The sequence below is a fragment of the Mucilaginibacter sp. AK015 genome (assembly GCF_014200785.1).
Taxonomy (GTDB): domain Bacteria; phylum Bacteroidota; class Bacteroidia; order Sphingobacteriales; family Sphingobacteriaceae; genus Mucilaginibacter.
The window spans coordinates 254,485-273,612 of record NZ_JACHCV010000003.1; the positions used below are offsets into that span (position 1 = coordinate 254,485).

17 protein-coding genes are annotated in these 19,128 nt (G+C 45.0%); all 17 read right to left on the bottom strand.

The annotated features are described in order from the left end of the window. Positions 1-45: 45 nt before the first annotated feature. The 17 genes from HDC91_RS13345 to HDC91_RS13425 all read right to left on the bottom strand — a co-directional run bounded on the left by HDC91_RS13345 (position 46) and on the right by HDC91_RS13425 (position 18,941). Positions 46-477, bottom strand: a complete 432-nt coding sequence (locus HDC91_RS13345) for a DUF1896 family protein (protein WP_183552957.1) — start codon at positions 475-477, stop codon at positions 46-48. A gap of 11 nt (positions 478-488) precedes the next feature. Then, positions 489-806, bottom strand: coding sequence for a DUF4134 domain-containing protein (locus tag HDC91_RS13350; RefSeq protein ID WP_183553499.1), 318 nt, complete (start codon positions 804-806; stop codon positions 489-491). Between the two features lie 241 nt (positions 807-1,047). Then, entirely contained in the window at positions 1,048-1,566 is a 519-nt protein-coding gene (locus tag HDC91_RS13355) for a hypothetical protein (protein WP_183552959.1), read from the bottom strand. 269 nt (positions 1,567-1,835) lie between these two features. After that, the gene (locus HDC91_RS13360) at positions 1,836-2,501 is read right to left on the bottom strand and encodes a hypothetical protein (RefSeq protein ID WP_183552961.1); all 666 of its coding nucleotides are present in this window, start codon (positions 2,499-2,501) and stop codon (positions 1,836-1,838) included. A gap of 222 nt (positions 2,502-2,723) precedes the next feature. After that, complete coding sequence (locus HDC91_RS13365; protein WP_183552963.1) at positions 2,724-3,056, bottom strand: response regulator transcription factor; 333 nt, start codon at positions 3,054-3,056, stop codon at positions 2,724-2,726. Positions 3,057-3,345: 289 nt separating this feature from the next. Then, positions 3,346-3,996 (bottom strand): TetR/AcrR family transcriptional regulator, encoded by a 651-nt coding sequence (locus HDC91_RS13370; RefSeq protein WP_183552965.1) that lies wholly within the window; start codon positions 3,994-3,996, stop codon positions 3,346-3,348. Further along, a complete protein-coding gene (locus HDC91_RS13375) occupies positions 3,974-5,257 on the bottom strand; it encodes an aminotransferase class I/II-fold pyridoxal phosphate-dependent enzyme (RefSeq protein WP_183552967.1) in 1,284 nt (427 codons plus the stop codon). Before HDC91_RS13375 ends, HDC91_RS13370 begins: the two co-directional genes overlap by 23 nt. A 289-nt stretch (positions 5,258-5,546) precedes the next feature. Further along, positions 5,547-6,569 carry a PLP-dependent cysteine synthase family protein gene (locus HDC91_RS13380; RefSeq protein WP_183552969.1) on the bottom strand — a complete coding sequence of 341 codons (1,023 nt, stop codon included), beginning with the start codon at positions 6,567-6,569 and terminating at the stop codon, positions 5,547-5,549. After that, positions 6,563-7,489 carry an NAD-dependent epimerase/dehydratase family protein gene (locus HDC91_RS13385; protein ID WP_183553501.1) on the bottom strand — a complete coding sequence of 309 codons (927 nt, stop codon included), beginning with the start codon at positions 7,487-7,489 and terminating at the stop codon, positions 6,563-6,565. The genes HDC91_RS13380 and HDC91_RS13385 overlap by 7 nt, the downstream gene beginning before the upstream one ends. 91 nt (positions 7,490-7,580) lie before the next feature. Next, positions 7,581-8,048, bottom strand: a complete 468-nt coding sequence (locus HDC91_RS13390; protein WP_183552971.1) for an Lrp/AsnC family transcriptional regulator — start codon at positions 8,046-8,048, stop codon at positions 7,581-7,583. A 21-nt stretch (positions 8,049-8,069) separates the two neighbouring features. Continuing rightward, positions 8,070-9,221, bottom strand: coding sequence for a metallophosphoesterase (locus HDC91_RS13395; protein WP_183552973.1), 1,152 nt, complete (start codon positions 9,219-9,221; stop codon positions 8,070-8,072). Beyond that, the gene (locus HDC91_RS13400; RefSeq protein ID WP_183552975.1) at positions 9,208-10,803 is read right to left on the bottom strand and encodes a S8 family peptidase; all 1,596 of its coding nucleotides are present in this window, start codon (positions 10,801-10,803) and stop codon (positions 9,208-9,210) included. Before HDC91_RS13400 ends, HDC91_RS13395 begins: the two co-directional genes overlap by 14 nt. Positions 10,804-10,827: 24 nt before the next feature. Next, positions 10,828-11,277 (bottom strand): ankyrin repeat domain-containing protein, encoded by a 450-nt coding sequence (locus tag HDC91_RS13405; RefSeq protein WP_183552977.1) that lies wholly within the window; start codon positions 11,275-11,277, stop codon positions 10,828-10,830. Positions 11,278-11,340: 63 nt separating this feature from the next. Beyond that, positions 11,341-12,738, bottom strand: coding sequence for a TlpA disulfide reductase family protein (locus HDC91_RS13410; RefSeq protein ID WP_183552979.1), 1,398 nt, complete (start codon positions 12,736-12,738; stop codon positions 11,341-11,343). A 14-nt stretch (positions 12,739-12,752) separates the two neighbouring features. After that, positions 12,753-14,105: a RagB/SusD family nutrient uptake outer membrane protein gene (locus HDC91_RS13415; RefSeq protein ID WP_183552981.1), complete on the bottom strand. Its 1,353-nt coding sequence runs from the start codon at positions 14,103-14,105 to the stop codon at positions 12,753-12,755. 38 nt (positions 14,106-14,143) lie between these two features. After that, entirely contained in the window at positions 14,144-17,602 is a 3,459-nt protein-coding gene (locus HDC91_RS13420) for a SusC/RagA family TonB-linked outer membrane protein (protein ID WP_183552983.1), read from the bottom strand. A 232-nt stretch (positions 17,603-17,834) separates the two neighbouring features. After that, entirely contained in the window at positions 17,835-18,941 is a 1,107-nt protein-coding gene (locus HDC91_RS13425) for a FecR family protein (protein ID WP_183552985.1), read from the bottom strand. Between the last annotated feature and the right edge of the window lie 187 nt (positions 18,942-19,128).

The following is a 19,128-nucleotide window of genomic DNA, read 5'->3' on the forward strand; positions in this document are numbered from 1 at the left end:
GCTTCGGTGCTGTCCTTTTCTTGCTGTTTGCTTTTATCTTTCAGTTTACCTTTCCAGGTATTCGGCGATCATGCCCATGACCGCGTGTTTCAGTTCGGCGCTTTCTTCGTTTTCCTCGCCAAGGGCGAATACCTCGAAAATGGGTTCGCAGGCACCGATCAGGTTGATGAGTTCATAGGTCAGGATGCCGCTGCTGAGCATGCGCTTATAGTCCGTTTCAAACTCGGCTTCCAGCAGTTCGCGCATATAATTGAAGCGCGAGGGCCGCAGGTCGCGGGTGAGTTCTTCGAGGCAGAGCGCTTCAATGACATAGGCGGGGCGCTTTTCTTCCTGGAGCTGCGCCAAGAGGTCGCTGACAGATTCTACCTTTTGTTGCAGGTAATGCTCCAGCCGGTGTTCTTCCTGCAGGGCGATGAGCAGGTCGGTATGGTTATGCAGCAGGTAGTTATGCAGCTGTTTGATGAGTTGTGTTTTCATAGCTGCGGCGTTTAGATCCCGAAGAATGATTTGATAATGGTGGCGACGACCACCAGGAAGATGCAGGAACCAAACCAGGCGGCGGCAACCTTGGAAGTATCCTGATCGCCGGAGTTCCATTTCTGGTAAACCTTGACGGCTCCGATCAGGCCGACGATGGCCCCGATGGCGTACATCAGGTTGGTACCACTTTCAAAATAACCCCTGACCTGGGTGTTGGCCTGCTGGATGCCGGCATTGCCGTCCTGGGCTTTGACCTGCAGGATTTGGATAATAAGCAGGGACGCGACGGCCCCTGCTTTAACGATGTTCTTGCTGCACTTTTTCATTTTCACGTATCGTTTGTTTTTAAATTCTTTCTCGCTTTTAGCTTTTTTCAGGCATGGCTTTCCCATACCCGCTCCCGGGGTTACCGGGAGGGGCTGGAAAACTGCTGCCGCCGTTTCCCCTCTTTCGGATCATCCTCGCGGGCGCTTACGCCGGGACGTTCGGTCAGCAAATAATTTGTTGGTGATTTCTTCCGTTACCCGTCCCGATTGGATTCGGGACGGGCCGGAAGCGGCAGGCCTGCTAACGCTCCCACCACTGATCCACTTCTTCTTCGGTCAGCAGGGCGGTGCCGGTATTTTCGCATTCGGCGACGATGAGGTGGCTGATGGCCGCTTTTTCAGCATCGCTGAATGTTTGGGGTTCTTGTAGTAGTTGTTGGAGTTGGGGTATCAATAGTGCCGGGGCAAAAGGCTGGTCGGCGGCGTGTTCGATGACGGCTTTGAGTTTCAGGCTGATGATATCAAGCGCGGTGGGTGGCTCTTGGCTTTCCCGTTCGTCAGGGATTTCCTGATAGGGTTGATGAGCGGCTAAATCATTCTTGTTAGCGGCTGGTACGGCGGTAGCGTTGTCCGCTTCACCGTTGTAATTGCGCAGGGCTTGCAGGCCGTCGTCATTGGCGTTGCCGCTGAACCGGTCTTTGAGTTGTTGCAGTTCGGGTTGGTAGCATCGCAGGATGACGACCGCGTAATAAATTAGGGCGGCGATCAATGCTGCGGTCAGATATTGGTGCCAGGTAATTGGGTGAAGTAAATGATTCATTGCTTTGCGTTTTATAATTACGTTTTGTTGAGACAAAGTTGCCGGAATAGGCAAAGCGCATAAACTTCAACTTGCGGCTGCAGCCTTGTTGCAGGTTTTGAAGCCTGTTGGATATCAGTTCGTTAAAATTCATTTGCCTTTAAAAAAAATTTTGTTGGGTTTGATTTTTGGCAGGTTGGCCCCAAAAATTGCTGGTGAAAAAAAAACAATGCCAGAAACAAAAAAAGCCTCCGGTTAGGGAGGCTGTATGATGGTGAGGTAAGGTTCGGCTAATATTCCTTGATCTTGCTGATAAGGGCTTCGAGCGTTTCAATAGCAACGGCTTTATCGCTCATTTCCATTTTATAGGTGCTACTGCGGGCGCTTTTCCAGGAAAAATTTGCAAAACGCTCGGTGGATAGAAAAGGGACGATACTTTTAAGCACTTGGCTGAATGACCGGGTAACGACCAATTTAATATCATCGGCTGCTTTAAGAATGATCGCGATCTGATCAACGCTGAGCCGGCAGAGCACTTTAAGCAGCGGATTTTTTTCCGGATCTGCTGCGGGTGGTTCGGTTAGATAGTTTTGATAACGGTGGTGTATGCTTTGAAAAAGTTCGTTGAGCTTGTCCAGCAACAGCTGCCCGGTTTCACGGAGTTCGCCCCCGGCAGGATATTGTGCCAGGTTGATCTGCGCCTGTTGCTGGAGCAGGCGGATAGATTGATCATAATGGCCGGCGACGACTTTGATATGCTCACCGGAATAAAGGCAGAAAGCCTGGTTTTTCAGCAGGTCGCTGATCTGGTTAAATTCGTTGGGCAGGCGCTCACGGATAGCGGCGAGTTCTGCCGATGAAATGTCTTGATTTTTTTCGGGGTTTAAGGTAACAGCGGCCAGTTCATCCAGCCAGTAAAAGGGATAGGTGTTTTCATCGTTTCTGTTTTCAATCATTAGCACTGTTTTTAGTAAGTCCTGTTTAGCCGGTTCACGGGCGACAACTTTCACTCAACAGGATATGCGTAAGCTTACACCATAGGCAATGATTTTCGTTCGTTTCTTTCTTTAATGGTCCGCAAAGGACTGCGCTGTTTTAACCAAAGGTGAACGTCAAGTCGGTTGAAAACAATAGGGAGTACTCCTAAAAGTGCTGAATCAGGAAGTGTCCCAAACGGATCAGCTATAGAACTTTACGACTAGCTCCACTTTATTTTTGACGCCGGTCTTGCTGTAAATACTGCGCAGGTGCGCATCAATGGTTTTTTCGGAAATAAACAATATCTCAGCGGCAGAACGGTAAGTGTGCCCTTCGAGCATTAAGCGCAAAACTTCCATTTCGCGTTCCGATAATTGATACAAGGCGCAGTTCTTCAAAAACGTCGCTTCTTTATCCAATACAGCTTTCAGTTCACGCTGCCGGCGTTCCGTCCGGCTGCGCCTAACCAGCTTGATATTCAGGATCAACAACACAACAACCGTCAATCCCACCATGATCCATAGTAGTAACATATTTTTCAGGAAGTAGAAGGTAAATAATTGCTAGGGGAGAAAAGCAATAGTGCGGGTTTCCTTATAGATGCCTTTTGAAGGTACTGGTATACCCTTGGAGAACATCAAACAAGTACGCCCGCACTTCTGCGGGCATTGCACTTGCTCTTGGATCTCCTTTTTTAAAATTACCAGTTTCTCAAAAGACCAAAAGATCGTGAATGCTATAATAGCTGATATGTCTAAAAGACTTTGCTGTTTCTTATTTCAAATTTTGCCATAAAGGTAGAAAATTTAAGGTTAAACTTAATTAAACCAGGCCACCGGCCTTTTCGGCCGCCTCGAAAGCCCAATCAATGATCTGACCGATTGTCCGCCAGAGCGCCTCATGCTCTTCGTCTACAGTGATATCTACGCTGGCCACCTTACTGCCGTTCGTCGTCGCATGCAGAACCACATAATAGATACCGCCCAACAGCAAGCACACCACACTTCGAAAACTTACGCCCGTGCCTTCAAAGAATTTATCCGTCCGCACCAGCAGTTTTTCGCCCTCCAGCTCGCGTGAATCCGAAATATGCCGGAGCAAAGACAAATTCTCATTGATCTGCCACTGAATGATCTTCTGCATCTCCTTATGGTTCTTGAAGAAGCGGTAGTTCTCGCGCATCAGTTCTACAAACAGTTGCCTGATCTCCACCCGGCCTGATAGCTCATTCAACTTGAACCGTTCAAAAAATGGCGGCCAGTAATCCTTTTCCATGATAAAAGCTTTTTTCAAATTCTGGATATTTCCGAAATAATAGCGGACCAGGTTCTTATCGCGGTCCAAATGCCGGGCGATGTTATTGACCCGTACGCCGGTGAAGCCCTGCTTTTCTAAGATCTCACCGATCGCATCAATGAGCCGTCGGCGCATCTTGTCCGGGTCCCGTATCTTATGTTCCTTCTTTCTTGTCATAGGCATATTCCTCTCTTTTGTTTAGTTTCAACTTACTGTTCACCCATTCCCAGGCATTCAGCACTTGGTCGAGGTCTTCTCGCGTATGCGTCGCCATCAAACTTTGCCGTACCCTCGCGTCTTTCTTCGACACCGCCGGGTAACCGATCTGATTGGCATAAACTCCGGCTTCCAGCAACAATTTGGTGGCTTCCGCCGCCACCAGCGGATCACCGGTCTTCACCGGGATGATCGCCGATTGCGTATTACCCACATCCAAGCCTAATTCCACCAGCCCGTTCCGGAAATAGGTCACATTCTCCCATAGCTGCAACATCCATTGCGGTTCACTATCCACCAACCTGATCGCTACCGGGATACAAGCCGCGGCCGGCGGCAGTGTCGCCGAAAAGATATGCTGGCGCGAATGGAACTTGAGGTACTCCACCAACTCTGGTTTGGCCACCACATAGCCACCCACATGCGCAAAGGTCTTGCTGAATGAACCCGTAATGATGTCCACCTCCTGCAACAGGTCATACAACTCCAGCACCCCGCGACCACGCTCACCGATCACACCCGTACCATGCGCATCATCGACCACAATCATGGCATTATATAATTTGCACAAAGCGATGATCCTGTCAAGCGGTGCTAAATCCCCATCCTGGGAATAGACCCCGTCGACTACCACCAGGCGCGTACGGTATTTATCTTCCGAATTGCGCAGCACATGCTCCAGTGCCATCAGGTCATTATGCGGAAAAGTCTTTACGTTCGTCAGCAAACCACCTTCCTGCACACTCGCATGGATCGCCGAATCAAAAATTGCCAAGTCATCCTTTTTCAGCAGGCATTGCAGCATCGCTGAATTGGCAGTATAGCCAGTGGTAAAGACCAGCGCGCTTTCCCAGCCTAAGAAGGCCGCGATCTCCCGCTCGATCTCCGCGTGGAAATCATAATGACCACCAATCGCCGGGGATGCCCCGGCACCGGTGCCATACTTTTCAATAGCAGCAATCGCAGCCGCCTTGACCTTCGGATGCTGCGTGAAGCCCAGGTAATCATTGGAAACCAAGCTGACATAATCCCGCTTCGAACCCCAATCCAACCGCAGTTCCACCCGCGGGCCGCAGCCCGAAAACGCCATCTGCCGGTAATTCCAGTGACCGCGTGAACGCCAGTCCGCCACATAAGCCGACCATTCCGCCGCCCGTTCATAAGGACCCATACCCGGTATGTTCTCAAAGTCCTTGAAAGTTTTATTGATCAAATTGTCCATGTAAATAAAATTGGTTTAGGTCGAAGTTACCGGACAAAAGCGCCCCTTGTGGGGAATTAAGGGATCACTTTAATTTTTATTTAATATTTTTCGTCTTGAAATAAAAATAGCCCGCCGCGCTTACGGCGGGCATCTTCTCATTTGGTATTAACTATTATTTACTGATCTCATTTTTTACGAAAATGAAAAAACGATAAAGAACGAAGCGAAATGTTTTTTCAGTAATGGCGTCCTCCCCCCCGGGGGAGCAGGATCGCCAAAACGCGCCCCTAACCAAAGAGCTTCTTGCTTAACGAAGTCGTTCATGGATGCTGTAATTCATTAATTTGATATCCGGGCTCCAATAACCGGGCTTGGCTTGCTCTTTCTCAAACAAGGCGGTGCTTAAATATTTTTGGTTGTTGTCAGCGAAAACGGTCACCACAACCGCAGGGTGACCTAAAGCTTGCTGCACTTTGATGGCACCTAATAAATTGGCGCCGGAGGATATGCCGACCCCCAGGCCCAGTTCCTTGCCTAATCTTTGCGCCATGATGATGGCGTCGCCATCATTGACCTGTATGACTTTGTCCAGGGCTTTTAAGTTGACGATCGCGGGTATGAACTCATCGCTGATGCCCTGGATCCGGTGGGAACCTACCTTATGCCCGGTGGTCAGGGTCGGGCTTTCGGCAGGTTCCAGCGGATGGATTTTCAGATCGGGGTAGATACTTTTCAGGTAGCCGCCCGCGCCCATAACGGTGCCGCCGGTACCGACGCCGGCCACAAAGGCCTGCGGTTTAAGTTTCAACAGCAATAATTGCCGGTCGATCTCGCGGCCGGTCGTCCGTTCATGCGCCTCGACATTATATCGGTTCCGGAACTGCCGGGGCAGAAACACCCGGTCGTAATGACTCATCGCCTCGGCCTGTTTGATGCTGCCCAGAAAACCGCCCTCGGCAGCACTGATCAATTGCACCTCGGCACCATAAGCCCGAATCAATTCAGAACGTTCACGGCTCAGCCAGTCGGGCATGATGATCCGCACCGGGTGTCCCAAAGCCGACCCGATGGCCGCCAGGGCGATCCCGGTATTGCCGGAACTCGCCTCCACGATCTGGTCGCCTGGCTGTATGGCACCCGTTTCATAAGCCTTTTCCAGCAGATATAAAGCCATACGGTCCTTGATGCTGCCCGTCAGATTGCCCTGCTCACACTTGACCAGGATCTGCTGCTGCGGGCCGCCCTGATAGCTGTAGGACACGGCGATCATCGGGCTGTTGCCGACCGCCTGCCAGAGATTGGCGAGTCTTTCCCGATTTGCCTTTAGCATAGTTCCTTTTGGTTTAAATGTGCCAGCATGTCGGCGGTCATCGTTTCCAGGTTATAAGTTTCCTGCCAGCCCCAATCGCGTCGCGCGTTTTGATCATCGATATGTTTCGGCCAATTGTCCGCGATGGCTTGGCGGAAATCCGGGCAATAGTTCATTTCGAATCCGGGCAGGTGCCCGCCGATTTCGTCGGCGAGCTCCACAGGTGAGAAACTCATGGCGGCGATATTATAAGCCGAACGAATATGAATATTTGCTGGCGGAGCATCCATTAATGCCAGCGTTGCGTTGACGGCATCCGGCATATACATCATCGGCAGGGTCGTCTCTTTATTCAGAAAGCATTCATAGCCGCCGCGTTGGATGGCCTGATGAAATATGTCTACAGCATAATCTGTCGTGCCGCCGCCGGGTTTGGTCCGGTGACTGATCAGCCCAGGGTACCGCAGGCTCCGCACATCCAGCCCGTATCTCTCAAAGTAATATTGACACCAGTTTTCACCGGCTGCCTTGCTGATGCCGTAAACCGTCGAGGGCTTGATGTCGCAATGCTTATCAAATACCGCAATACTGCTTGGCCAAAACAGCTGCTGGACTTTATGATCTTTCGCCACCTCCAATACATTCAGCAAACCCTGCATATTAATTTCCCAGGCCCTGGCCGGGTTTTGTTCGGCGGTAGCCGATAAAACTGCCGCCAGGTGATAGATATGCTTGATACCGCGGTGAGCGACGATATAAGCCAGCTTTTTCTTATTCAGGACGTCTAATTGAAGGTACAAACCATCGCGCTGGGATGTATCGGTCGCAGGATGAATATCCGCAGCGATCACGTTCTTCCAGCCGTGCTTTTTGCGTAGCGCGCGGGTGAGTTCGCTCCCTAACTGCCCGCAGGCACCGATCACCAAAATCGTTAGTTTCATAACCTGAATTTCCTCATTTTTCAACATCGACCAGCCATTTGTTGATCTTTATGCATTATGCCTATTCAGCGAGCTTTATTAGGCATAATGCCTATATCGGCAGCGGTCCTTGTATCTTGGCCTCCTTCATGACAAACGCGCTGTCCGTATGCGCTACGTTGGGCAGGCTATTGATTTGCCCCATCAGAAAGGTGAAATAGGCTTGTGGTGTTCTGGCAGCCACGAGCAAGATAAAATTCCAGTCGCCCGAGACATGGAAACAAGCCTGCACCTCGGTCATTGTACAAGCCTGTTCTTCAAATTCGGTCAGCAAAAGCGTGGTTTGCTTTTCGAGTTTGACATGCGTTACGACCAGTACCGGCCAGCCGGCCTTTTCTCTGTCTAATAGAGCCGCAAAACCACGGATCACACGCGATTCGAGCAACTTTTCGAGCCGAAGGGAAACGGGGGTCCGCGACAAATTCACCCGCTTGGATAACTCCAAAGTTTCAATTCGCCCCTCACGCTGCAATACATTTAAAATACTTTTATCGATCTCGTCTAGTTTCCCGTTGTTCATATGCAGTAGTCGTTACATACTCTATTTTATATCGTCGTCCGTTAGGTTATCATTGGAAGGGTCGTAAACCAGCTTCCTTTTTTTTCCCTTAGCATTAATGATAGACCATTCGTTTCCTTCCATCAGAACCGCCCGGTTATCGCCCTGATGTTGGTTCACATCCAGCGCGAGTACCTTTCCGTTATAATATAAACCGATGTTTTTGGCTAAGATGGTATGGCCGACGATGATTCGATTGCAAGCATATAATTGTAGCGTGCTGTCCACTTGGCTCGTGCTTGCACGAGGCTGCATAAAAAATCCCCTGTACCAGAATGGTGCAGTGTTACCGGCAAAAACAGGCAGCAGGGTTTCGTCTGTTATCTGCGCACGTTTATTTGCCACCGAGTAAAAAGGACGGCTTCGGTCGTTTAATTGCTGAAGGGGCATTCTAAGATCATTTATCGGCGAGGATACGCCTCCATGCAAGATTAGCAGATCGCCGATTTTTTCCATCAAATTCTTGCTCCTCAGCCAGCGCCCAAGTTCCATGTCTGCGCCGAATAAGCCAGTACAGTCGGTCTTTAGCAGCCAGGCGCTTTTAAAATATTTTGCGTCCGTGTAACGATGGTCGCCTGACAAATTCATGATGTCGTGATTACCTAAAATAACGTGGACTTTACCACCTTGTGCTTTGGCCTCGTCTTCCAGTTTGTAGAGGAGCCAAAGTTCGGGTATGACGTCTTTGCCACGGTCAAAAAGATCACCGGCGATCACTAGACTGCCATTGCCGAATGTCCATTGATAATCTTTGTTCATGACCTTGGCTGCTAGCAACAACTCCCTGAAAGGCTTAAATTCGCCTTCGATGTCGGAGATAAGGAATAACTTACCGCTGGCCGGGTAGACGGCAGGAGCATTGGCAATAGAAGATTGCAATTTAACTTGGAATGCGAATTTTGGCTCTCCTTCAGGGACCACGTCCAAGACAATATTCGCCTGCTGTTCAAAAGAGTGTTTTTTAACCACTGGTTTTAACAAATCCTCCTCCTTAATGATTGTGGTAACAATAACCTGATCTCCGTGGTAACTAACATAAGGTCCATCTACGACTTGTTGTCCAAGCACCGTAATACTTGAAGCCCCTAGAAAAATTACAAAGCATAAGCGCCTTTGATGATTACTTACTCGCATATTTTTCAGCTAATTTTAAAGCTTCATAAGCATTAACCACACCGCCATATTTACTTAGCTCAGCAAACTGAATAGGTACCTGTTGACCGCCCTTTGTTACAAAAACATGGTGCGGAAATGGGACAACTGTTTTGCAAATAATTTCTTTGACTTGAACCGCATTTAGTTTTGGATAATATTCCCGGATCAGGGCCGCTAAACCAGACACGACAGGTGCTGCCATACTGGTTCCGTCAAAGCGTTCATACTTTGAGCCAGGGACGGCAGATAGTATCTGAACGCCTGGAGCAAATACATCTACGGTGTTTTTGCCATAGTTGGAAAATGGGGCTTTTAGTTGCCGGTCAGCATAAATCCCGGATGCGCCAACTTCTAACCAGGCTTGGGCTGTTCCGCTGCCATCGGCGTAGACCGCATTTGGAAAATTTGGGGTATGGTCAAGATCTTCATTTCCGTTGCCAGCTGCATGAATGATTAATACATCATGCGCCATGGCATATTTCACGGCATCATCTACCACACTTTTATAAGGGCTGAGACCTTTTCCGAAACTCATATTAATCACTTTAGCACCGTTATCTACGGCATAACGTATACCGTTGGCCACATCCTTATCCCGTTCATCACCTATTGGCACGACCCTGACGATCATTAATTGAACATAGTCTGCAACACCGTTGATCCCGATGCCATTATCTCGCACCGCTCCGATAATACCCGCCACATGGGTGCCATGGGTGGCCTCCGGTACGTAAACGACCGGCGTGCCATAGCTCCTTTCCGTTGGATTTTCATAATGATCACCAACGATGTACCGCGGATCAAAGTCCAGATTATAATCGTGCGCCAGTTGGCCTTCAGCGTGTTCCAGATCGCGTTCAGCCCGCTCGCGAATATGCTTAACCATATCCGGATCAGTTTTCGAAGCATTAACCATCACTGCCAGCACCTGGGTTTGGGTATCATTATCAGGCTTATATTTTTCGAGTTGCTGCAGGGAAGGCTTCGCTGTATTCAGTTTTCTTAGAATCACATCGAACACCCGCATGAAGTTATGGATATTGTCCACCGGTGCATGCGCTAGCGTTCTTAGGCTATCCAACATGAGTTTATCCCGAAGCCAAGCCTGATAAACGGCTTTGTCGGTCCCGCTAAGTTTGCCCAAATCCAAACCATTAAAATGTCGGGCACGCGCAGCAACCTGCCGGGTCAATTCCAAATTATCATAAAGTACGTTTCCTATAGCCGAACCGATAAAACTCCAGCCATTAATGTCATCCACATAACCGTTGCGGTCATTATCCTTGCCATCACGGCGCTCTTTGGGATTGCGCCAGAGTATTGCTTTCAAATCTTCATGACTTGTATCCGTACCCGCATCAATGACCGCGACGATCACAGCTTTCGGCTTTTTGCCCAGAAGCAGTTCCTGGTAAGTCTTTTCCGTACTAATTCCAAAAACGCTATCCTTTTGTAAGTCTAAATTTTGCCAGTTCGGCTTTTGCGCTACTGCGAATACCGAAAAAAATAAACAAAGCGTGCCTAAAGCAATACCTTTTAGGTATCGATTATTAATATTCATATGTTCAGAAATCTTTGTTTAACGTTATTTGGTAAGGGATCGTAAATAATCGACGACTGCGGTTTGTTTATTCTTCTCCGCGTAGCTTAATGGCGTTTCCCCCTCAAATTGTTTCAGGCTGCCATGATAATGATAGTTTTTATTAGCCCCTTTTGCGAGTAACGTTTTGAGCATTTCCAACCTGCCGTATTTAGCAGCGAACATGATCGGCGGAAAATAGTCTCCGCAAACCTTATTCAAATCAGCCCCTTTTTCTATTAACAATTGGAAACAGTTATTCGCATTCAAGCGGATCGTTTCAGCTAAAAGAGTGTATTTTTCTAAATAACAAGCATTGATATTATTGTTGGTTATTAGCGTGCTGAGTTGCTCAGCATCATCTTGACCAATGGCTTGCAACTCAACTGGTACTTCCTGGCCGAAACCGTAATTTGCAATTAGCAGGAAAAACAGAATATTAAAAATCTTTTTCATAATGCTTAATGGATTTAACTGGTTTCGATATTGCGAAATGCAGTATTGGAACCACATATTAATTTAATTTTTAGCTAACGCTTTATTGATTTTTTCAATCAGATCCTTCCCTCCATCCGTGCGACAATCAATCGGATTCTCAAATAACTTTCCATCCTTGTCGATGATTTTGAGCGTAGGCGCGCCACTAACTTGTAATTGTTTTACCAAATGGTCATTCCAACCACGGCCGCCAGTATATAAATTGAGCGATTCTGAACTGCTGTAGGTGCCCCTTTTTACGCTGCTTTGCCACATAGTTTTATTTTGGTCAGTCGAAATACTAACAAACATGACTTTGTCATTGGAAGTAAATTGGTTTTCAACCTTTTTAAGGTAAGGTAACAGTTGGACACAATTCCCGCAGCCAGTAAACCAAAAGTCCAATACTAATACTTTCCCTTTGAAATCATTTGAAGTATATAACCGGCCCGATGTATCCGACAAATTAGAAAAAGAGACTTTTGCGCCGGGAGTGTTTTGTCGAAGTTTAGATACCCAGTTTTTAAAATCAGGAGTAGTGATAAACGCAATCGATTGATCGATCCAATTACTTAAAGCTCCAGTCGTGTCCCCTCTATATTTATTCAGAAAGAAAATTAAGAGTTTCTCTCTAGCGATACCACGAAAATCATTTAAAATATAGCTAAAGAAATTGCCCTTTGAAAAAGGAATATTTTTTAAAACACAATCAGCTTGAAATTTAACATATATATAATTCGTGAAATTTTGGCTCAAACTGACATCCTTATCTTTATCGGTCGATGCTAAAAGATATTTTTTCCAAATAGCCGAATATCCCGTTGGCACCGCCTTTTCATACCAATCTTTTAAAAAATGAATGGCATGATACTTAGTAACTAAAGGAAAATTATCAACATCGGCCAGGATTGTTCGATATGACTTGTCTTTCGACATGCTCTGGCCAACAAGGTAATTATGCATTTGAACGGATAATGAATCAACTGACTTAAAAAATGGTATGAAACTATCATATTCGGTTAGGCTATTAGAGTGATTTTGTAAAAACTGTAACTCCATTTTATTTAATACCGCCTGAACATTATACTTCTTCGCGCCTTTACCGGTAAATATTAATAGTCCATCGCTATTTGTAATATTTATTTGATCTCCCGGCCGTATTAGAAAAAATTGCGGGTCAAAAGATGGATAAATCAGACGTATGTAGGTTTGGTTGCCATAGGCTGAACATTTAAACGACAACGACTTATTAGTAACTTTAATGGTATCTACCTTTTTTATAACATCCGCAAATCTGTAACCATATTTATATATTTCGACCTTTATAGTATCAATATCCTTCAGGAATGTTAATCTTCCACTAATTGAGACGTTTGTAGATTGGCCTTTAACCAAGATAACTTGGGCCCAAAAGCCAAGAATTAAAAAAAATCTTTTCATATATCTATGTTTTATTATCGAGCGTTTTGTTGTATACCAGTTAGTTGAATTTCCTGATCAGGGATTAGTAGTGCATAACGCAAATCGTTCGCCGGTAAGCTATAAGTCACACCAAGATTTGTCCTAGTCAATGTTTTCGCAAATTTTGGATCGATATTCAGTCTGCGCAAATCATACCACCTTAAACCACGGCATACCAATTCCTTATCTCTTTCGTTAAGAATTTGCTGTAAGGCATCATCGGCTGTCGCCGCAGTGTAAGGCAAAAAAGTCCCAGTTTTCCACCTTTTTATTAGCAGCGTATTAAGATCAGTCATAGCTGCAGTTGTATTGCCCGCCCTAGCATAACATTCTGCACGGATCAAATAAAGCTCATCAGTAGCTATACCTTTATATAACGTACCCAAGTTAATTTCGTAAGTGCCGCTAAAGTACCTTCGTCCACCTGATACGCTATACAAAATACTTTTGCGAAGATCATTATCAGTATATGATGCGTATAATGCGGGGTCAACAACCTTTCTCGAACCTAACATGACTATATAAAAATTAAACGCGTCCATATGAAAAACATCTTCTGCTAAATATGACGTGGATATTTGAAATCCGGGTACTAAGGTGTTATAATCGGTTAAAACGTTGAACTTATTTAGAAAAGAATTTGCAGCATCAAGCGCTTCATGAAATCTGCCTAAACTTAAATTAACCCTTGCCAAAAGACCGTATGCTGCAATAATAGTTGGTTGGGTATTATATGGTGTACTTGTAGGCAATAATTGACTGCTTTCTTGCAGATCATTAAGAATTTGGTCATAACACTGCTGCTGGGTGGCCCGATCTGCTTTTGCGTTTATATCTGACGTCAGTCGTAACGGTACACCAAGATCGCTACCCGCACTGGATGATTTGTAGGGCATGGTAAATAGCTGCATCAAACTGAAATAAGCTTTTGCCCGAAAAAAAAGTGCAGTACCTTTTATCTGGTTATACAAAGCGTTTTGAGACTGTCCATCAGCTACCTTTGGTAAATAATATAAAACCGTGTTCGCATAAAAAATCTGCTGATACGGATCCCTCCATTCAGGCACATCACTGATGGCGGACCAAACTCTGCCTGCCCAACTGTAAGCATTTTGAGATTCTTTATTGAAGCCTGAAAAAAATGCGTCAGTTGTGCTAAATCGTTCTCCCGCAACAATGTCATAACCTGGTTCGATCGCATTAAAAATTCTTTCATTTTGTAATAAAAGTTTTAAATCATTTAATGATTTTGGAACGGCCAACTGTATATTAGGCACAGCGGCAAGAAAAGCGTCTTCCTTTTTACATGCGACTTGAAACAAACACATGGTAAATAAGGCTATCATAGTCAAAAGTTTAATTGTTTTTTTCATAATGTAATTCGTCAAAAATTCATTTTAAGTCCAAAAGCGATCGTGCGGGGAAGCGGCAGGGACGAAGAACCCAAAAGATCAGGGTCTAAACGATCGTGATTCGCCCTCCATAAAACACCTACATTGTTGATATAACTATATAGCTGTAGATTAGATATGCCTTTTAAAAATGTTATGTTTTTTATATTGTAACTCAAACTTATATCCTGCAATCGGATATGGTCGCCCTTGTCAACCAATGCTGACGAGAACTTGTAAAAATATTCCCTATTTGGATCAAAGTTATTTATAGTCGCGGGCATCGACGGTACATTCGTGCTTAGTTCATCGCCTGGCTTCGTCCATCGTTTGGTATAATCGATATTTTGGGGTACGGTAAGACCGCCATAGTTAACCGACGAACGCCTAAAAAAATAATTAAATTTATAGATGATATTTATAGATAAATTTAGCGGGCCATAAGACAAGTTATTACGCAGAGAACCAAATGTGGTTGGTGTTGCTGAGCCGTTAAAAACCAGGTTATCCACATTCCCACTATTAATAATACCAGCGTAGTCGGTGCTAAGTTTGTCATTTAAATACCCTTGTGGATCACCTGTATCATGCGTAAGTCCTCCCCATTTAAAACTATAAATGGAATACACAGGCTTGCCAACTATAGGGTTTAATATGCCACCATCATAAAGGTTTGATCCTGCACTCAATATCTGTTTATCATATTTTGTTATTTTGGTAATCGTGTGGCTAAAAATCACGTTGGTTGACCAACTTAATCGCGCTGTTCGAACGGCATTAATATTGAATTGCACGTCTAATCCACTCCCTGCTATACTCGCGGTATTTCCAAAAAAATCATAAAGGCCTGTGGATGGAACCAAAGGCGAGTTGCCAAAAAGATCGACCCCTTTTTTTAGATAGTATTCTATACTCCCAGACAGTATATTATTTTTAGATCGGAAGTCCCACCCCAAATTGATCATTCGGTCCTTTTCCCAGCGCAGGGACGGATTGCCGGGATTGGCGATATCGTTATAAGTAATACCAGATATGTAACTATTGCTGCCAGTTGAGAATGTCGTAACCGCTGTTGCGGACGTATTTAAATTACCATTATAGCCATATGTAATCCGAAATTTAGAGTAGGGCAACCATTTGAAATCATAAAATTTCTCCTTGCTCAAATCCCAAGAAAAACCGATAGAGTAAAGTGGTACTGCTTTTTGATTAGTATTTACGCCGAAAAGGTTTGATTTGTCAATACGTCCGCTCAATATGATACCATATCGTTCATCGTAAGTATAAGAGCCATTCGCAAAATAGGAAAGATAGTGGTTAATCCCCCCTCCAAAATATGCTGCATTAGGTATTTTTTGTATAGATGATTGAGGAGTAGTTACAAAAGACGAAGTAAAATCGACACTTTGAAAGGCACCTGTGCTCTTATCATAACCGTATATCGTATTATAACGATTGGTAGCAGAAACTGTCGAATTAAGTTCACCGCCCAATAATCCACTTATGATATGTTTTGAATTAATATTACCTGTATAGTTTAGTTGAAAACGATATTTGTTTGCGCTGATATCGTCGGTTTCCTGATTGGAAATTCCGCCAATCGGAATCGGATATGTGTTAGAAGAAGAAAAATTGGTGTACTGGTTGATCAAATTTCGAGCATAGTAACTGGATGTGCTGTAATAATTTTCTGCACTTACTTTTTGCTGTTCATGCTGATATTTGAAGCTGAAATTTAGTCCATCGAAAAAATTATAGTTTAGGCCAGCATTGATCTTCGTTTCCAATACTTTCTGTGTATTATCGGCATTGTTTATTTCGTCCAAAGGCCGATATTGCCAATCTAAAAAGCCTTTTTGGGCCAAGGGGTCGCTGATCCAGGCAAGATTATAACTATGTACGATTGGTAGCGCGGCTCCATTTTTATCCACTAATCGTGCATAAGGATAGAGCGGGGCCACATCGCCATTGTTCAAGGTGCCCGCTAAAGCATTGGCCTGTGTATTGGTTTGATAAAGATTCAGTCCAACGTTCAATGTAAGATTTTTTGTCGGATAAAAATTTTGTTCGGATGATAGACTAATGCGGCTATTTTGGTCGCCCATAGTGTTTGACAGATTGTGATCATATCCAGCCGAGAAAAAATAATCATTGGTAACGCCACCACCCCTGAAATTCAAAGAATACTGTTGATTAACTGACTTGCGATACAAATATTTCTCTATGTCATTCCTGATATCATTATTTTCCAAAATACCAATTTGGGTGTCCGCTTGTTGTTGCGAAATTTTGCCTGAACGCTGGTCTGCTAGAATCTGTACGACAGGTGAAATCCAAGGATAGCTCGGGTCAGACAGCCTGCCATCGTAGAATCCTTGACTAAATAATGATTTCTCTACGCCTATATAATCTTTTGAATCTAAGAAGTTGGGGCTATAAAATACATTAGGACGATCACCAATAGTCAAGTTGGCGTTAGCTTCTACAGACATTTTCTGATTACGCTTGCCTTTTTTTGTGGTGATTACTATCACGCCGTTACCTGAGCGGACACCCCATATACTGGCTGCGGCTGCATCTTTCAATACCGTTATGTTTTCGATATCATTTGGATTGATATTGTTTATATTTCCTTCAAATGGAAAGTTGTCTACCACAATTAATGGATCGGTATTAGAAAATATAGTGGAATAACCACGAATAGTTAAAGGCGACCCAGGTTGATTGCGGTTAAATAATAACCCTGGAACGACGCCTTCTAATCGATCAAGAACGTTACCACTAACTCTGCGATTAAATAATTCGTTGTCTAACTTCGAGAATGAACCAGTGGCGCGTTCCAACGGCACATTTTGATAACCGGTACTTACAACCACTTCCTTTAGGCCAGAAGTTAATGGCATTAATCGAACAGTAATAAAAGCTTGATTTTCAGATACCCGAAATTCATACACTTTAAAACCGATAAAGGATACGGAAATCCAGTCATCAGGTTGGGCGGCGATTGAAAACTCACCCCTGTCATTTGTTAAAGTAGCCTTGCTCGATCCTTTAATGGCCACTGTCGCCCCAATAAGCGGCGTGCCGACAGAATCAACAACGCGCCCGTTAACGGTTACGGGGACCACTGATTGCCTTTCTTTATCAGTCAATGTTTGATCCTTTAATTTTAATACGATCGTATTGTTGACGATGGCATAGTCAAAGGGCTGGCCGGCAAACGCGCTTTTTAGAGCCTGTTCTAAGGAGGCGTTTTTCAATTGTACATCTACGGGCTGAGCGGCTTGGAGCCATTCCTGGTTATAAAAGAAGGAATAGCCGGTCTGTTTCTTGATCTCGTTGATGACCTTTTCCAGCGGGGCTTTGCGTTCAGACAGGGTGATCTTTTGCGCAAGCGCTGTCGCACTGACCTGGATGCAGAATGCCAGAAGGATAAACGCAGTGAATTTCATACACAGGAGCGTTTGGTGGTTTAACAATAGTTTGCAGTGTTTGCAAAGAGCGTTTAATTGCATAGTTTTGCAATGGTTAGGGTTAAAGAATTAATACAGTTCGTCAAATTGTCTGATTCGGCCTGATCATTGCCGGTCCCGATTCGTAGTCGGTCCGGCTTTTTTATGGCCGTTACTTTCCATCCCTGGTGCAGTAACTTGTTATTGAGTAGTTATTTTATCATAGGCTGCTTTATTGGTAAACAATGATCTTTTTGCCATCCACGGAGAATTGCACCCCGCTATAGGCTAATATTTTTAATACATCGGATAGTTTGGATGTTCTTGGCATGTCACCGCCGAAATGATACGGCCTGCCGCTGCCTTGGTAGACCACTTCCAGATCATACCATCGGCTGATTTGTTTCATGATCGTGGGCAGCGTGGTGTTATTGGTAAATAGGAACAGGTCATTCTTCCAGGCGACCACTTCCTGCGTGTTTACATCATTTAAAATATTAAGTTTGCCATCTAACTGAACGGCCTGTTGTCCCGGTTTTAATAGTTTGCCAGCCACTTTGATGCTGCCTTCCAATAATGTGGTCTTCAGACCAGGCTCATCATCAAAAGCATTCACGTTAAAGTGCGTTCCGATATCTTCTATGGTCTGGCCCTTGGCCAGTACAAAAAATGGCTTGGCAGCATTATGTACGACTTCAAAGTAAACTTGTCCCGTTACTTCCACTTTGCGGTCCTTGCCTGAAAAAGCGGCCGGATAACGGATAGAAGAAGCCGCGTCCAGGACAGCGAGTGTACCATCCGCCAGCGTGATGGCATGCTTACCGCCCCCGCGCGGAACGGTATATGTATTATAAGTTAATGGCTGATCATTGTTACTGGCCGCATAGACGATACCGCCATTAGCAGTTTTAGAAATACTGGTCGACCCTTGCTGTGCGATCGTGCCGTTCTTAGCTGCGCTTACCACGATCTGCTGACCATTCCCTAAGGTCAAGATCGCTTTATTACCTGGCAAGGCATCATTTTTAAAAGTGCCTGGTTTCAGTTGGACAACTTGCTGTGGCGACAGGGTTTGATGCAATACAAAATAACCACCAACCGAACAAGCGATAATAATAGAAGCCGCCGCCGCGATCCGCGGCCACAGTAACCTGACTGATTTCTTTATGACTTTCTTCCATATATCGCGCTTTATTTGCTCGAGATCGGGATTCGTTTCGGGCAGTCCTTCTTCGGCAGCCATATTCTGATACCAGCTATTTACGATAGCCGATTCCTCGTCACTTAGGGATCCTTCCAAATACCGCGCTAATAAATCTTCTGCTTCCTGCTCGTTCATATCTGAATTAATTTCTGCTTATTAACTATCTAACAGGCTGTCAATACCAAAGGAGTAGTGACCTGCAAATTATTTTTTAAAGCTGTGAATTTTCTTTTTTAATGAGACACTTTTTTCACTTTTAATGAGACAATATTAGAGTAAGATGTTGAACATTGCTGACCTCTATTATTAACACAATTATTTA

Excerpts from the sequence above, each read along its gene's own strand:
- HDC91_RS13345 (WP_183552957.1), bottom strand. The coding sequence starts at position 477 with ATGAAAACACAACTCATCAAACAGCTGCATAACTACCTGCTGCATAAC.
- HDC91_RS13350 (WP_183553499.1), bottom strand. The coding sequence starts at position 806 with ATGAAAAAGTGCAGCAAGAACATCGTTAAAGCAGGGGCCGTCGCGTCC.
- HDC91_RS13355 (WP_183552959.1), bottom strand. The coding sequence starts at position 1,566 with ATGAATCATTTACTTCACCCAATTACCTGGCACCAATATCTGACCGCA.
- HDC91_RS13360 (WP_183552961.1), bottom strand. The coding sequence starts at position 2,501 with ATGATTGAAAACAGAAACGATGAAAACACCTATCCCTTTTACTGGCTG.
- HDC91_RS13365 (WP_183552963.1), bottom strand. The coding sequence starts at position 3,056 with ATGTTACTACTATGGATCATGGTGGGATTGACGGTTGTTGTGTTGTTG.
- HDC91_RS13370 (WP_183552965.1), bottom strand. The coding sequence starts at position 3,996 with ATGACAAGAAAGAAGGAACATAAGATACGGGACCCGGACAAGATGCGC.
- HDC91_RS13375 (WP_183552967.1), bottom strand. The coding sequence starts at position 5,257 with ATGGACAATTTGATCAATAAAACTTTCAAGGACTTTGAGAACATACCG.
- HDC91_RS13380 (WP_183552969.1), bottom strand. The coding sequence starts at position 6,569 with ATGCTAAAGGCAAATCGGGAAAGACTCGCCAATCTCTGGCAGGCGGTC.
- HDC91_RS13385 (WP_183553501.1), bottom strand. The coding sequence starts at position 7,489 with ATGAAACTAACGATTTTGGTGATCGGTGCCTGCGGGCAGTTAGGGAGC.
- HDC91_RS13390 (WP_183552971.1), bottom strand. The coding sequence starts at position 8,048 with ATGAACAACGGGAAACTAGACGAGATCGATAAAAGTATTTTAAATGTA.
- HDC91_RS13395 (WP_183552973.1), bottom strand. The coding sequence starts at position 9,221 with ATGCGAGTAAGTAATCATCAAAGGCGCTTATGCTTTGTAATTTTTCTA.
- HDC91_RS13400 (WP_183552975.1), bottom strand. The coding sequence starts at position 10,803 with ATGAATATTAATAATCGATACCTAAAAGGTATTGCTTTAGGCACGCTT.
- HDC91_RS13405 (WP_183552977.1), bottom strand. The coding sequence starts at position 11,277 with ATGAAAAAGATTTTTAATATTCTGTTTTTCCTGCTAATTGCAAATTAC.
- HDC91_RS13410 (WP_183552979.1), bottom strand. The coding sequence starts at position 12,738 with ATGAAAAGATTTTTTTTAATTCTTGGCTTTTGGGCCCAAGTTATCTTG.
- HDC91_RS13415 (WP_183552981.1), bottom strand. The coding sequence starts at position 14,105 with ATGATAGCCTTATTTACCATGTGTTTGTTTCAAGTCGCATGTAAAAAG.
- HDC91_RS13420 (WP_183552983.1), bottom strand. The coding sequence starts at position 17,602 with ATGAAATTCACTGCGTTTATCCTTCTGGCATTCTGCATCCAGGTCAGT.
- HDC91_RS13425 (WP_183552985.1), bottom strand. The coding sequence starts at position 18,941 with ATGAACGAGCAGGAAGCAGAAGATTTATTAGCGCGGTATTTGGAAGGA.